We start from the raw sequence: 14,069 nt of genomic DNA, 5'->3' as shown, positions 1-14,069 counted from the left end.
TTATTTTTTTTCTACTTCGTCTACACCATCTTCAACGGTGAGTAGTCCTAAAACTTTAATGTAGATATCATTTGCTACTGTAGCATCAATTTCTTGTGCTGAGTCCTTATCAAAAACTGATTCCCCGTTTTCATCTTTAACACAATATACCAGTACAGATAGAACGTCAGTACAATGGGGTGCGTCTTTTACTGTAGGACGGGAAATGTATAATTCAATACCTTCTACTTCGATTTTATGTAGTTTTGGTTTTAGTGCTTTTTTGAGTGCTTCAATGTTCATTATGTTCTCCATAAAAAAAGGATGTGAACCGTTATTGATTCACATCCTTATTTATTACACTACTGGAATTACTTTAGCTTCTAGTGGACCACCATCTACCGCAATTACAAAATCACGATTTACTACGTCGTCTTTATCACCTGAAGTAACTGAACTTGATACAAAACCTACTACTACAATTTGATACCCATTAGTATGAGTACCATCTTCATAGTAAGTAATACGAAATTGTTTACGTAGTTGGTTTTCTTCCGCGTTTAGTAGATCAATGTGTACTTCATTATCTGGAAGATAGTGTACTGTCAAAGTAATATCAGGTACTGACTTACTGCCAATTAGCTTACGATTGTACTTATCATTGTATTCTACAACGTCGATCACTACGTTCTCTGCTCCGATAGTTGGGAAACTACCCAATTCTGGAATTTCCTTAAAGTCAGTAGCTACTGTTTTAGAACCTGCTGTATGAGTGCCGACTTCTACAGTAACGTTACTACCTGAAAAAATATCAAATGCCATTTTTTATATCCTTATATAAGTTTATTTGTGGGTAGTCCCTCTACCCACGTTGTATTTATTTAGTAATTAGTGATTGTACTAATGCTTTTAGTTCATCAATTTGTTGTTGTTGTGCTTCAAGTTGTAAAGCCTGTGCTTCTACTTTAGAAGTTAGTACAGCAATAGTTTCTTCATTTGCTTCTACTTTCGCGTCTAGTTCTTTAGTAGCGTTAATCTGTAGGGCTTGTACTGCGTATGAGTTAACAGCTAATAGTAATTCATCACCACTTGAGGTAACTGCTTCTGGTAATACCTTCTGTACTTCCTGTGCGATTAACCCCGCTTCATGTGAAGTATAGGTATGTTCATTAGGTGTTAAGTCGCTACGCTTATCATAGGTATAACCTGTAAGTTTTTTAAGTTTATCAAGTGAGCCTGTTATTTCTTCAATATTAGATTTCAAACGTTGGTCGGATGTACTAACCCATGAAGTAGCAGTACCTACACCTGCGGAGGTGTACATGAAGAAAGCACCACCAACGTTTAGACGGGCTTCTACAGTGTTCGGGTCTGGGTTATATGTATCAAATGAAGTAGTGAAAGCAGTACCCCATTGTACGGACTTCCAAATATTTACACATTTAGCAGATCCGGGTATTTCTACTATCATACCTGCCGCACGATCCCGCCAGTTTGCCCAGTTTGGAACACCATCAACAATACCTGCTATAAATGCAGATGACGATCCATCACGTGGGGAACCGATGTATATACAGTTATCTCCACGGTTCCCCTGATTAATAATAATTTTACCATCCGAAATTGTTAATCCACTTGGACTAAAAGAAGAACGATTAACACTATCGGTATAAACATCTAAAATACCATCACTACGCTGTGCTAAACCAGTGTCCGAATCACCAATAGCAATAGATCGAGCACCTAATGCTTGAGCATCACCGGGTGTACCAACTGACATACGATCAGTAACAGCAATTGTTGGAGTGCGGATTTTAGAATTAACTGAAAGTGTTCCGATCCCTTGTAATAGTCCATTAACATCATAAGACATATACGCATTTCTACCAGCATTATCTGTACTTTGAATTACTGTTTTGGGAATTCCATCTGGGGGAATTTCAGAATACAAACGCCCAATAGCACGTACACCATTTGATGTATTATATAGGGTACTAGTGAGAAAACCGCCGGAAGGATATTCGAGTGAATCACTCCAATTGTGAGCATTTACACCACGAAAATCAACGTCATTTCCAGTCCCTAAATTAAGATTATCCCTAGCACCATTTATAGTCATCGCACCTGTCCCACCAGCTAAAATTGGTAATCCAAAACCAACACCGTTTTGATCTTGGAATTGAATTTCTTTATTATTTGCAACTACTAGACGTGTATTATCTGGTGCATTTAGTAAAGTGAATCCATCTGCTTGTACTAAACGGTTTATGTTTAGGTTCCATCTTGCACCTTCTGCGGTTGTTGCACCTGTGCCACCATAATTTACTAATAGGGGTTTTACTTGTGCCGTGGCACTATCAATACACCCCCAATCAGCACCGTCATATACAAAAAAAGAACTATTATAATCTGGCGATGTAATAAAAGTACCATTATCCTGTTGGCGTATACGATCCAATTTAAGGTTTATTCTAGCACCTTCATCTGTAGTGCTGCCTGTACCACCCTGACCCACTCCCAGTGGAATCCACTTAGTAGTTTGTGAATCATATACGCCCCATGAACCATTAGTACCATTAGAAATACCAATGTACTTAATTTTATCGGGGGAATAAATTACAGTTTCATTTGTAGATTGTTCAAAACGATCTAATTGTAAATTAGTACGGGAAGTTGCTACGTTAGCTAGATCACTTAGATTACTTTCCGATTTTAAATAGCGGGTATCATTTTGTACTGTACTGAGAATACCCAAGTTTGATAATGCCGCTGCTTTGTCAGTTAGTTCTGAAAGGTTACGCGATCCGATCATGTAACGTGCGTCATTTTCTGTGGTACTTAGAATGCCTAAGTTACTACGTGCGGTGATTACATTATCAAGATCTGATAAGTTATTAGCTTTACTTAGATATAAAGTATCCGATTCACCAGAAGTATAAACACGTGACCACGGCGTAGTATTATTACGTGCGTAAATGCGTAGATCGCCGGAGTCGGTTAACATTAGGTTAGTGTTAGATTGTCCTGTAGGTTGTGATACTAACTCAATACCGTATAGATCCGTTCCTGCGGGGTTATCTGTGTCGGCTGCGGGAATCATTACAAAGGCGTTACCTTCGGCTTCCTGTGGGCTGTACTGTGGGTAATCTGGTGTACCGTCTGAGCCTACCCCATAATCACCACGGCGTAGTACAGGAGGAATTAAACGAGTACCCATTGAAATGATAGTACGGGGTGAGTAGGTATACGTCATACGTACTACATCGTCTTTATCACCGGAGATCATACGGGAGTTAATATTACCCGATACAATTACGGCTTCTACCTTTCCTGCGTCTTGATCTTCAATGTAATTTACAATTAACTGGAATTCAGTTTTGTTATCGTATGCTGAGTCTAAGAATTGGTGTGTTTCTGAATCCGGTCTATAGTTCACTACGATCTCTAGATCACCAATAGCCTTATCACCAACTACAGTACGGGTATATTCTGAATCATATGTTTCAATTTTATTAGCTGAATCACTAATACTAAAAGTTGGGAATGTAGCAACGTTTTCAATCTCAATATTCCCACTACTGATTACGTTTTGATTTGCCGTGTCAAGATTATAGAATAACTTGACTGTACCGCCATTAAAAATATCTGCCATTTTGAATCCTTATTTTCGTTCTAATGCTTCAATATTTAGTGTGAAAATAAGGGATGAAATACCAGTAGTTTTATCTGTGACTAATGAACTGTTACCATAGTTAACCCATAGTACAGTTACACCCTGTGCTTTAAAGATTGGGGCATAGTTTGCTTCAAAATATGTAATTAATTCATCGTACTTTGTTGATGGGGTTTTAGTATTCACTTGGGGACTTACTAAAAACTCCATATCGAATTGCCCACGTAAACGAGAATTTCCATTAAAGTTGGCTGCTTCAAGTTGATAGTCAAATGTTACCATCTGAAAAATATCTTTACCTGTGCCTTTACTTAAAGATGGGGTTAATTCTTGATAACCTTTTAGTACGGTAACAGTAGCGGCTTTCATGTTTTCAATTAGTTTCATAGTACAAGCCCCGCTATTGTTTCACGGATATAGATTTCACTTACTCCGCTTAGGTCGTTATAAATTCTGTATACGGTATAATCAGTACCGCGTACTATTAGCTGAGAATCAATAGATAGATTTAACGCACTAATATCTATTGTTTTTGCTGATAGAAATGTTTCTTCATCTTCTATTAATCCTTCGGTTCCTTCAATGACTACGGGGCGAACATCAAGAATTGCTCTAAATGTTGACGCCCCGTAAGTGATAGATTCACCAAAGGCATTTAGAAAAGTATCAACTTGATTACTTGTAAAATGCCTCATGGTTATTCCTTATGCTTGTAGTTTGATTTGTACAAATGCTTCTGGATGAGCAATAGCAGTATCTAGGTACTGATATGAACGAATAGCAATAGTTTGTGCCGCACGATAAGTAGTATCGTCAAAATCCAATTCTTGACCGGAATTCCAGTTAGCAAAAATTAGTTCTGAGAAGTCACCAATTACGATAGAGTCTTGAGCTACGAAAGTAGATTCAATTACGCGTACTTCATCATTTAGCCACATATCATAACGATGACCAGCTACCATAGAAACGGCTGCGGTGTTACCTAGAACTGCGGTTTGACGTAGTTTTGCTAACATTGCTGGATGGACAATAGCAACACAACGATTTACATCTACGTTTGCTACACCAAGTTTTTGAATTGCTGCTTGTACGTCTGCTTCAGTTACAGTACCAACGGCTGCGGTAGTCTGTACTGGTACTTCTAGAGCGATCTTAGCAAATACAGCTTGCTCTAGACCGTTTGAACAATGGCGTAGTAGTTCGTCAGTTACATAACGTTCAGTAGCTGCGTTACTTAGTAGCATTTGCTTGGTAATTTTCATACCTGCGGCAAACATAGTAGGCTTTAGAGTGATCTTATCGAAGTTCTCAAAACCATCTACTACTGCTTCATCTTCAGCATAAAAACGAGCTACAGGGGTCATACCTTTAGCACGTGGAATAGAGAAATTACCAAGACCATCAAGACCACCAAATACAGTTACTGGTAGTTGACCAAGTACAGTACGGGCTAGTAGTTCACGAATATAAGAATCGGCTAGTTGCTCTTTTACAAGACCTGCTGCGGTAACGGTAGATACTGTATCTGAAGTAGAACGTACCATTGCGTTCATATCTACGGAATAACCACGTGAACCGCGATCAAGTGTAGCTAGTTCGTTAGCTTCGCCTTTTAGACTACGTAGACCTTCAGCGATTACATTTTTTTGTTCCATTTTGATTTCCTTATCAATTGGTTGATTTTCTTTATTTAGTGAGCGTTTAAATTCTTCTACGCTTACGTTGTTTTTAATTGCTTCATTGGTATCAATCCCTAACACCGCTGAAATAGATTGAAGTTCGCGTACTCGCTTATCTTCTACATCTTTATTTAGTGATTCTTTTACAGCGTCTACAATTGAACTAATATCAATTGAACGTTCCGCTTCTACTTCAATCTGTACTTCTACTTCTTGAATTTCTTCGGCTACTACTGCTTTTTCTTCGGTAATTACTTCTTGTACTTCTTCCTGTACTTCTACAGTTTCTTGTACTTCTTCTGTAATAACTTCTTGGTTTAGATTTTCATCCATGATTTGTGTTTCATCCTTTAAAGTGATTTCATCATTACTATTTAGTGAACGTCCAATGCCCACTGAATTATCCGCTGGAGTACTTACGCTACTAATTTCGTATGGTTCCCAACGTGTAACGATTAGATCATTACCTTCAAAGTAATATTCACGAATGTTATAGCCTACTGAGACTTTAGGTCTGATACCTTCCAGGATCATTCCAAATATAGTGTTGGCACTTCCAAGAGCACTAAAACGAACCGTTGCCCGACATACTTTATCCATATCTACGCGAGCGTTTTCTACTATTCCCACTTGGCGGGAAGCATCATGTTCAATTAAAACTGGTGCTCCATCGTTTAGGCGGGATAGATCTACGTTGTCAGAATTACATAGAAGGATCTCATTATAGAGCTGTCCTTCTATTTCGCGTGTTACTGGAATTTCTGAGGCAAAGGAAAGTTCAACGGTACGATCTACTTCATCAATAGCATTACTTATCTGTGTTAGGTTGATCGCCCTCATTTGTTGTAGTTGGTTCAATTCCATTTTCTACTTCTTCCTTTTTAATTTCTTCAAATACTACTTGCGGGTCATAGCCCATTTCTGAAATAACCATTGCTTTACTCTTCAATCCGTTTTCAATTGCGAGAACTTCAGTTTGTAAATCTTTATATGGATCTAAACTAATCTGGCGAGTTGGTACATATTGAGCGTGGGTAAGGTTATCAAAGTCACTAAAACTTAAATTGTTTAGTACTGGATTATTTAGCATTGAAGATTTTAACCAACGAATATAAAGCGGTTTTAGTACAGAAACGATTAACGCATTTGTACGGCCTTTAAAGGTTGATTGTTGTAATTTGTCTACTAATTTTGCGGCACTAAATGAGGCATTACTTGTATCACCTGTTAGTGATTGAGTAGTGATATCTAAACCCATTGCGATTAGTTGCATTTGCTTATCTGTAAACTCATTGATACCGTCTGTGGTTTGAGTTGGGTTTACAGTTTTAATATCCTGTCCTGCCTGTAGTTCTACGATTGCTGCGGGGTTTAAGTAGTCCTGTTCATAATGGGCTACTTCATCACTTGTAATCAGATCAATATCATCTGAGTCTGGATTAGTGATAAATGCCATTGCTGATGCCGCTACTTTACGGGATGTAATTGCAGCACTCATAAACTCTTCAAATTCTTTTAGCTTATCCGTTCCTGCGTGTACATCTGGAATACCACGTTGTTGTGTTGGGTAGTCCTGTTGGAATAGATGTAGAATTTCTTCAGCGGGTACGCGTTCACGTTCACCGATATCATAGTTGTATAGTATTGGGTTATAACGTGTAACCATATAAGCTACTGGACGGTTAGAAATACCATCAAATTCAATCCCATTTGAAATGTAGTTTCCTGATGGTAGTAGTACGTTTTGGTATGTACTAATACGCATGGAATCAATAATTTCTACTTGTAGTGAACCATTAATTTCATGAATACGAACAAAACAATCGCCATCAATACTACGTGTACGTTCAACTAGCCTTTGGAAAGTACTGATATCTAAAGTACCGCAACGTGAAAACAATTTAGGGTTTTCTGCCCATTTATAAAACTGTTCTTCAAGTAGTTTGTTTATATCGTTATTTATTGAATCATCATCACTAACGTGTACGCATGGACGGATGTATAAACCGTCAGCACCAGTAACCCCACTACTATTAGTAGAAACATACTTTTTAACGATACCATTCTTTAGTGATAACTCACGTGAAGCGGCGACCATTACGGGTAAAGTACGGTTAATGATTGCGTTAATATTTCCGGCCTGATTACCTGAAGCAAAACCAAAACTGATAACGGGTGATTGTGATCCCATGTTTAGAGATGACATTGCCCGCTTCATGGGGTTGTGTTTCATCAATGGGACTTTATGATCTAATTGGCGTACTTGCTTTACTGGTTCCTGTACTGGTACTTCTTTTTTATTAAAAGGCCACATTATTTTGTTCTCCTAAAATTCGTTACTGACTTAATCGGGCATCCCGTATTTAGTCCTTTCATATCCGAAATTAGGGAATTAGCACGTGATACATAGATAGAACGTAGTTTCATTAGAACTTCCGAACTTTCATAGGTTAGTGCTTTATTTTGAATTGATTGACTTAGTACACCACCACCCTTTATACGGTCTAGTGTAATTTGGTCGATATCTTTGATAATCTGAATCAAGTCCTGATATTCAGAAACCTTTGCTGTGGGATCAATTAATTCGAATTGGTTTACACCATACGCAATAGGACTACTGATAATGGCAGTCCAAATACCCACATCCCAAAGATTAGTATCAATATCTGGGAATGGGTAAGTGTATGAAGTTTTAGTACCAGTAGGGCTAATGAGATCAATTTCACTTCCCTGTGGATAATCGAATGTAATTGATTCACCTTTGATGATATCGCCCTTTAGCGTTACTTTGCGAACAATTGCCATTTTATTTTTTCCTTATTTGAAGAATCCACCACCTTGTTTAAATCGTGATTTCTGTACACGTTTCTGTACTGGCTTAGTTTCTTCTTTATTTACTCCTGTATTTAGTACAGCTTTCTCTTTCTGTTTATGATTGAATTCACGTAGTTTTCGGAATGGTTGTGAACCTAATTTAGATAGATACCAGTTGAAACAAATCAATGAATAATTTAAACAGTCAAGAGCTTCATTTCGTTGGGTACTTACTTTCTTTACCCACATCCAATTACCAGCTTTGATTACTCTTTTCTCTGATGTTAATTGAAGCATGTAATCATCTGGTAGGGAGTTAGAGAAATGTATTTGTACTTCCTTTGAGTTTTCATTATCAGTTACTGCCCTGTTTAGTAGCTGTCTAATGTTACTTTTACCTAAGTTAACGTTAAGGTTAATTAGTGTATGTCCACCTGCTGTACTCTGTTTGAATAGTGGGTTAGTTGGTGAAGTACCACCCTTGATAGGTTTAAACACCGTGGACGCTCCACAATAGCGGTATACGGTAGCTGTCGCGTTGCCGTTACTGGAGTCCACAAAACCACCCAATACTTTAAGCGGTTTACCCGATACTGTTTTAAATGCGTATTGGGAAAAGGCTGTAAGTTTATTCCATGCGGGGGCTTCTATTTTTGTACAGTCGATACTATGGATACTTCTATGATCCAGTACATAAAGATTCTTTTCACTAATACCAAGAGTAGTTACTTCCAAGCGGTCTAATTGTTGGTCAACTCCAAGTACAATACCTAATACATCATCCGGTATGTTATCAATGTCTATTGAACTATCACGTAAATTTTCAAGTAGTACTAAATCGTGATCGGTATTCTCTTTATCAATGTACGGCAAGCCCAAAACGTTATTATAGAATGACGCGAGATCGAAGGTATAATGTGCTTCGGCAAAGTCCTGTACTATGGATTTAATAGAGTTTATTGGTGAGTATAAACGTGATATGTGATATCCCATGATATCTTTAATCTCTGGTGCTGTTACTACCCATTCACCCTTTTTGATCATGCGTACACGTTCGGCTTCCGTAATAACATTATTACATTCTGGACACTGTAACTGTGCTGTTTCTGCGTCGGGTATGCGACGGCGACCACCATCGATAATTTTCCACTCAAATTTAACGTTTTCAAAAACTAATTCATGTGAATGATTACAGTGTGGACACGGTACATAGAACTTCTGTTTATTACTTTGTTCGTACTGCTGAGTGATTAGATCGTTTTCATCAAGTGGAGTACTACATACCATAATCAGGGGTGTACTGAATGCCTTTGTACGCTGTTCTGCGAGCTTTAAGGGGTTGCCTTCATCGCCTTCTGCGTCAACATTACTAACCTCATCCAAAAATACTCTTGGTGCTGTGAGGCCACGTAGCTGTGCTGATGATCCAAGAGTAAGGAAGTACGTAAACGTTCCATCTAAGTTCTGCTGTGTTTTATCGTTATTAGTAAAATTCTTATCATTCTTATTACTAACGAGATCTTTTAGTACCGGACATGCTTCAATTACTGATTGCCATTTACCAGTACGAAACTTACTTGTAGTACCTGCCGTTGCCCCTGCGAATATTTGGTTACTTGGATCATTTGCGAGGAAATAGTACATTGAGTTTTGTAGTACTGTGGTTTTCAAGAGTTGTGCCGAACTCATTAGTACAATCTTACGTACTCTAGGATTTACAATGTCATTTATGGCTGATTTTTGAAACTCAAACAAACGTACTTTTTGCCCTTGTAATTCTCCATCTGGGAATACTAAATTTGCTTCTACCCAATCACTCGGTTTTTGTTTCTTCGGTGGTAATATCGACTTCACAGATCTGGTTAGGATCTTCATCATCTTCTGGTAATTGTTCTTCATATGTTCCTTCATATTCGTACTGACCAATTTCTTCCAATTGGCGATCTATCTTTTCTTGTAGTTTCATTTTTAATTCTAATGCGTCGGCTGATTCGAATAGTTCTACATAGCTGGATGCGGGAATACTTCTTAATACTTGACGCATTTGATAAAAGTATTGGGATAAAGTTTGCTGTACTACTGCTACGGGGATTAGTTCACCACTGGCAGTACGTAGTTCTAATTCTTTTATATCTGCTTCTGCTTCAAGTTTGCGTAGTGTGGCTTTTTGTATTTGGCCTTTAGTATCGCCGTTGCGTAATGGTTCAATAACATTAGTTAATAACCAATCATCTACTAATTTCTTAGGCCAATTAATATCAAGTCCCTTACCTGACCATATACGGCTTACTGTACTGTGCTCTACGCCGAACCGATCCGCTATCTCTTGCCACGTATAACGCGTACCATCATCTTTAATCTTTGACATTATTCATATCCTATTCACTTTATATTCATTACCATTGATAGGTAATTGTTATTGTACTTTCGCTTTGAAAGGTTTTACCTTTCGTTTTGTTTGTTTTGGTTTAAAAATCCCACGGATTATAAAGATAATTCGCGGCGGAAACTCGAACCCTAACCCGTTCTTAAGAATCATTATCATTTAGAGCTTATATAGTACAAATAATGTGCTATTATGATAGCTTTCACCTATCAGTACAAATTTATAACTTTCACATTGAAATGAATTGTTATGCAGTTTATTGCATGGAATCTATTAATAAACTGAGTCGGTAGGGAATGGGTTCGCCGTCTACAGTACCGTGTAGCATTACTTCATCGCGTAGATCTCTTAGGCGGGTGAGGTGCTTCTTCTCTGTACCTTTGAATGTACATAACTGTACTAAGGGGTAGACCGTTTGACCTATGCTAAAGCGGGAGTAATCCAGCGTAACGTATTTATACTTTAGAGTAAGAGTGTATTGGTCTATGAATAGCCCGTAACCGTCCTGTGTGGTGATATGAGCGGTTATTAGCTTATCTTTGCGTGACGGTTCATACCCTGAGTAAGTACCGCTTAGAATTGATTGTGTACCGTTTGGGAAGTGTAAGTGAATGGTAGTCATTGTGTGGTACTCCTATGCCATATAGGAGTATTTAGAAATAAAAAAAGCCCACTGTGATTAGTGGGCTGTGGGGATTAATCTTCTAATAGTGCGGGGTGTAGTTGGTAGAACTCCTGAATGTCATATTCTTCGGCTTCTGGTATGCGTGTACCATCAGCATTTACCTCTACTACCGTATCTTCATATGGGTTAATAGAGTAATGTTTATTATTAGCCTCTACTGTTACTGCGTTAATGGTTAGACCTACTGCGGCTGCGTTTTCGATTAGGTCAGTGAAAGTATTGGTTAGTGTTTCAATATTGTTCATTGTCTTATTTCCTCTGTGGTGGTTTTATTTCTCTTTCGTTTATTAAATCCCACTTAAGATTATCCATCTCTTTCTTAAGTGATTCAATCTGATTACTTAAGCCCCAAATATTACACCATGCCAGTACAAGCAAGATTACCAGTACCCATATCATTGATGTTTCCTACATTCATTGAACGTGTATGACAATTTTGATGGTAAGTTTTGGAACATGAAATTGCCCGTACTGCGATTAATTCCATATACATAATTCTTATCTGAAGCAAATATAATATTGCCAGTAGTTTTAGTTAGAGCTGGCGTAGTTATATTGATGTTTTCAAATTTTACTGAATAGGAATTACCTGAATCAACTACAATAGCTTTCTTATAGTAGCTTTTACGGAATTCCATATGATCCCCGATCATATCATGTATGATCACATCACATTTAAGTACAGTAGCTTGTACGGGTACTGCTACGGTAAACAGTAAAGCAATGATAGTACGTTTCATTTATACCTGCTTATATGCCAGTAACGATTGTTCACGGAATTGTTTAGTCGTGCCGTGTGGGTTCTTCTTCATGTACTGTTTAAAGTATTTCTGTGCTGTCTTATTCAGTACACCACGTTCATTCATATGGAACTCTTGACCATCCCACTTAGCGTTAATGGGATACAGTTTCCGGTAATCCTCTGAATATGCCCTTAGAAAGTTTTCGATCTCCATCATCGATTTATCTTTATTAATGATAGTTCGATATACGGGATCATTAGTTAATGCTAAGGGCATACGGGTATTCACTACTCTATATGTACGGTGTTCATTCTTCACTGAGTCATATAGAACTACTTCGAATACGTGATTGCCCGATTGGGGTACAGTTTCGGCCTTAACGGTCGGTACTGAACCGGATACACTCATTAATAACTCTTCTACAGTACCGAATTGCCCTGATGCCGCTACAACGTCCTGTAAGAGCTTTAGAGCGGCCTTATGGCGTTCCGTGTGATAATGCTCAATTAGGGGTTTAACCTCCTGTAAACGGGCTATCAGCGTTTCTATGTCCTGTACTGTTACAGTAGCCAGAATGTCGCGATGCTCTGAATCAACACTTAACATTCCTGGGTGAAAGTCATCATTCTGTAAAATTTTTAGAAACTTTTCGTTAATAGTTGGCATCAACATATAGCCTCATTAGGGTACGTATCCCCCAGTGTATCAATTACATTATTAGTTTGCGAATGTGGCGTAATGCTGCCTGTACCTTTTTGATATCAGTACCAGTACGTTCAATGCCCGAATCCTTACAACACATACAGTTCCATACTTCACTGTCTTTTGTTGCCGCTCTTAGGTGCTGCCCGTCATACAACATCTGGATATCACGATAGTAGAAACTAGCCTCTTCTACTTCATACAGGGGTTGCCCCTCTTTGGGCTTGATTAGTACACAATCCCCTTCCATATCAATTTCAGGTGGTAGGTACTGGCGAATCTTTACCAGTTCAATATCACCAAAGTTAATAGGTAATTGGTTCATATTGACAACTAAACCGCCCTGATCCTCTACTGCGGGGAAATATTCGTTATCCATTTCCCATACGTGGAACTTCACTACACCACAACATGCGATCAAGTAACCGAGATTAGTTTTTGCTGTTACATTGTGAGTTTCTTTACTGGTGATAATGTTTTGTACTTTCATACTTTTCCTTATTTACAAATGGCACGTATTGATGGGTTAACTACTGCGAATTTTGAAGATACGTTTTCCATCATTTGGCGTTCTTCGGTAGTACAGGGACGCTTATTAGATGGCGTAGTAGTACAGCCAGTTACTACCAATACTAATAACATGACTACACATTTCATAATTTATCTATTTCCTCTTTTAGTACGGTATAGTTAGTAATTAAAAGTGATTGGGTTAACTCATTTAATACATACAGCTTCTTCTTAGGTAGTTTACGTATTACCTTTGCTACCTCCCGATCAATACCGAAAATGTTTACTACGTCATCCAATGGTAGAGTACGTATAGAATTCACTACCATACCGTTTAGAGCTTTTATCTCTTCAACCAATCGCACCACGAATATTAACCCTCTTTCGTTTGAGTAGTGCTATCAGTGCTTCATTGAATGACGGGTAAAAGTTCTTCCCGTCGCTAAACGGTTTGGTAGCGTGTTTCTGTTGCTTTGACATAGAAACGCTACCTACTTTCTTCTCGTGGTCGTCATACACTTCGGTAATCAGACCACCACAAATAATATGGAATCGCATTAAACCGCTTCCCATTCCCTTAGTTCTGTACTGATATATTCAAGAGCTAATAGAGCTTCTTCTTCATCATCCATCCGGCGGGGTAACTCTTGGACAATACTTGGTGGTAAACAAATATTGTCACCAAGTCGGAACAATCCACCAGCCATAAGAGTAAAGCTAACTACGGGCATCATGTGTTCAGGACGGGTAAACAGTACCGTATTAGTGCCTGTGCTAGAGTCGAATACTTCCGTAACGTTCAGTCCGAACTCTTTACACTTCATGATAAAATCGGTAGATACTGATTGCTGACAGAATGCCGCAACTACCAGATCACGAATGCCCATTTATACCCCCG

General features: G+C 38.4%; 16 protein-coding genes. All 16 read right to left on the bottom strand.

All coding sequences use genetic code 11. The annotated features are described in order from the left end of the window. On the bottom strand, positions 1-282 hold the full coding sequence (locus OGX90_RS09285) for a hypothetical protein (protein WP_052959879.1): 282 nt from the start codon (positions 280-282) through the stop codon (positions 1-3). Positions 283-336: 54 nt separating this feature from the next. Next, complete coding sequence (locus OGX90_RS09280; protein ID WP_052959875.1) at positions 337-801, bottom strand: hypothetical protein; 465 nt, start codon at positions 799-801, stop codon at positions 337-339. 55 nt (positions 802-856) lie between these two features. Then, entirely contained in the window at positions 857-3,631 is a 2,775-nt protein-coding gene (locus tag OGX90_RS09275; RefSeq protein WP_286623604.1) for a tail fiber domain-containing protein, read from the bottom strand. 9 nt (positions 3,632-3,640) lie between these two features. Next, positions 3,641-4,039 (bottom strand): hypothetical protein, encoded by a 399-nt coding sequence (locus OGX90_RS09270; protein ID WP_286623602.1) that lies wholly within the window; start codon positions 4,037-4,039, stop codon positions 3,641-3,643. Further along, positions 4,036-4,347 carry a hypothetical protein gene (locus OGX90_RS09265; RefSeq protein ID WP_191215601.1) on the bottom strand — a complete coding sequence of 104 codons (312 nt, stop codon included), beginning with the start codon at positions 4,345-4,347 and terminating at the stop codon, positions 4,036-4,038. Before OGX90_RS09265 ends, OGX90_RS09270 begins: the two co-directional genes overlap by 4 nt. 9 nt (positions 4,348-4,356) lie before the next feature. Further along, complete coding sequence (locus OGX90_RS09260) at positions 4,357-6,195, bottom strand: phage major capsid protein (RefSeq protein ID WP_286623600.1); 1,839 nt, start codon at positions 6,193-6,195, stop codon at positions 4,357-4,359. Further along, on the bottom strand, positions 6,140-7,645 hold the full coding sequence (locus tag OGX90_RS09255; protein ID WP_286623598.1) for a phage portal protein: 1,506 nt from the start codon (positions 7,643-7,645) through the stop codon (positions 6,140-6,142). The genes OGX90_RS09260 and OGX90_RS09255 overlap by 56 nt, the downstream gene beginning before the upstream one ends. Then, complete coding sequence (locus OGX90_RS09250; RefSeq protein ID WP_051129218.1) at positions 7,645-8,136, bottom strand: hypothetical protein; 492 nt, start codon at positions 8,134-8,136, stop codon at positions 7,645-7,647. The genes OGX90_RS09255 and OGX90_RS09250 overlap by 1 nt, the downstream gene beginning before the upstream one ends. A 12-nt stretch (positions 8,137-8,148) precedes the next feature. Next, positions 8,149-10,044, bottom strand: a complete 1,896-nt coding sequence (locus OGX90_RS09245) for a terminase gpA endonuclease subunit (RefSeq protein ID WP_284884755.1) — start codon at positions 10,042-10,044, stop codon at positions 8,149-8,151. Further along, a complete protein-coding gene (locus OGX90_RS09240) occupies positions 9,959-10,513 on the bottom strand; it encodes a hypothetical protein (protein WP_128295872.1) in 555 nt (184 codons plus the stop codon). The genes OGX90_RS09245 and OGX90_RS09240 overlap by 86 nt, the downstream gene beginning before the upstream one ends. Before the next feature lie 714 nt (positions 10,514-11,227). Beyond that, positions 11,228-11,461, bottom strand: a complete 234-nt coding sequence (locus OGX90_RS09235; RefSeq protein ID WP_109017402.1) for a hypothetical protein — start codon at positions 11,459-11,461, stop codon at positions 11,228-11,230. 150 nt (positions 11,462-11,611) lie between these two features. Next, on the bottom strand, positions 11,612-11,956 hold the full coding sequence (locus OGX90_RS09230; RefSeq protein ID WP_109017401.1) for a hypothetical protein: 345 nt from the start codon (positions 11,954-11,956) through the stop codon (positions 11,612-11,614). Continuing rightward, a complete protein-coding gene (locus OGX90_RS09225) occupies positions 11,957-12,631 on the bottom strand; it encodes a hypothetical protein (protein WP_191215596.1) in 675 nt (224 codons plus the stop codon). A 37-nt stretch (positions 12,632-12,668) separates the two neighbouring features. Then, a complete protein-coding gene (locus OGX90_RS09220; protein ID WP_286623592.1) occupies positions 12,669-13,151 on the bottom strand; it encodes a hypothetical protein in 483 nt (160 codons plus the stop codon). Between the two features lie 371 nt (positions 13,152-13,522). Continuing rightward, complete coding sequence (locus tag OGX90_RS09215; RefSeq protein ID WP_051129176.1) at positions 13,523-13,729, bottom strand: hypothetical protein; 207 nt, start codon at positions 13,727-13,729, stop codon at positions 13,523-13,525. Then, complete coding sequence (locus OGX90_RS09210) at positions 13,729-14,058, bottom strand: hypothetical protein (protein ID WP_052959842.1); 330 nt, start codon at positions 14,056-14,058, stop codon at positions 13,729-13,731. The genes OGX90_RS09215 and OGX90_RS09210 overlap by 1 nt, the downstream gene beginning before the upstream one ends. Between the last annotated feature and the right edge of the window lie 11 nt (positions 14,059-14,069).

Origin of the sequence: Citrobacter sp. Cpo012, from assembly GCF_030333015.1 — a bacterium.
In the GTDB taxonomy this organism is placed as follows: domain Bacteria; phylum Pseudomonadota; class Gammaproteobacteria; order Enterobacterales; family Enterobacteriaceae; genus Citrobacter; species Citrobacter portucalensis.
Note: the sequence above shows the minus strand (reverse complement) of the source record. Positions and strands in the feature narration are given on the sequence as shown.

Bases quoted from the DNA above. Each gene is read 5' to 3' on its own strand.
- OGX90_RS09230 (WP_109017401.1), bottom strand. From the start codon at position 11,956: ATGAAACGTACTATCATTGCTTTACTGTTTACCGTAGCAGTACCCGTA.
- OGX90_RS09210 (WP_052959842.1), bottom strand. From the start codon at position 14,058: ATGGGCATTCGTGATCTGGTAGTTGCGGCATTCTGTCAGCAATCAGTA.
- OGX90_RS09280 (WP_052959875.1), bottom strand. From the start codon at position 801: ATGGCATTTGATATTTTTTCAGGTAGTAACGTTACTGTAGAAGTCGGC.
- OGX90_RS09215 (WP_051129176.1), bottom strand. From the start codon at position 13,729: ATGCGATTCCATATTATTTGTGGTGGTCTGATTACCGAAGTGTATGAC.
- OGX90_RS09265 (WP_191215601.1), bottom strand. From the start codon at position 4,347: ATGAGGCATTTTACAAGTAATCAAGTTGATACTTTTCTAAATGCCTTT.
- OGX90_RS09255 (WP_286623598.1), bottom strand. From the start codon at position 7,645: ATGTGGCCTTTTAATAAAAAAGAAGTACCAGTACAGGAACCAGTAAAG.
- OGX90_RS09275 (WP_286623604.1), bottom strand. From the start codon at position 3,631: ATGGCAGATATTTTTAATGGCGGTACAGTCAAGTTATTCTATAATCTT.
- OGX90_RS09240 (WP_128295872.1), bottom strand. From the start codon at position 10,513: ATGTCAAAGATTAAAGATGATGGTACGCGTTATACGTGGCAAGAGATA.
- OGX90_RS09260 (WP_286623600.1), bottom strand. From the start codon at position 6,195: ATGGAATTGAACCAACTACAACAAATGAGGGCGATCAACCTAACACAG.
- OGX90_RS09225 (WP_191215596.1), bottom strand. From the start codon at position 12,631: ATGTTGATGCCAACTATTAACGAAAAGTTTCTAAAAATTTTACAGAAT.
- OGX90_RS09235 (WP_109017402.1), bottom strand. From the start codon at position 11,461: ATGAACAATATTGAAACACTAACCAATACTTTCACTGACCTAATCGAA.
- OGX90_RS09285 (WP_052959879.1), bottom strand. From the start codon at position 282: ATGAACATTGAAGCACTCAAAAAAGCACTAAAACCAAAACTACATAAA.
- OGX90_RS09250 (WP_051129218.1), bottom strand. From the start codon at position 8,136: ATGGCAATTGTTCGCAAAGTAACGCTAAAGGGCGATATCATCAAAGGT.
- OGX90_RS09220 (WP_286623592.1), bottom strand. From the start codon at position 13,151: ATGAAAGTACAAAACATTATCACCAGTAAAGAAACTCACAATGTAACA.
- OGX90_RS09270 (WP_286623602.1), bottom strand. From the start codon at position 4,039: ATGAAACTAATTGAAAACATGAAAGCCGCTACTGTTACCGTACTAAAA.
- OGX90_RS09245 (WP_284884755.1), bottom strand. From the start codon at position 10,044: ATGAAGAACAATTACCAGAAGATGATGAAGATCCTAACCAGATCTGTG.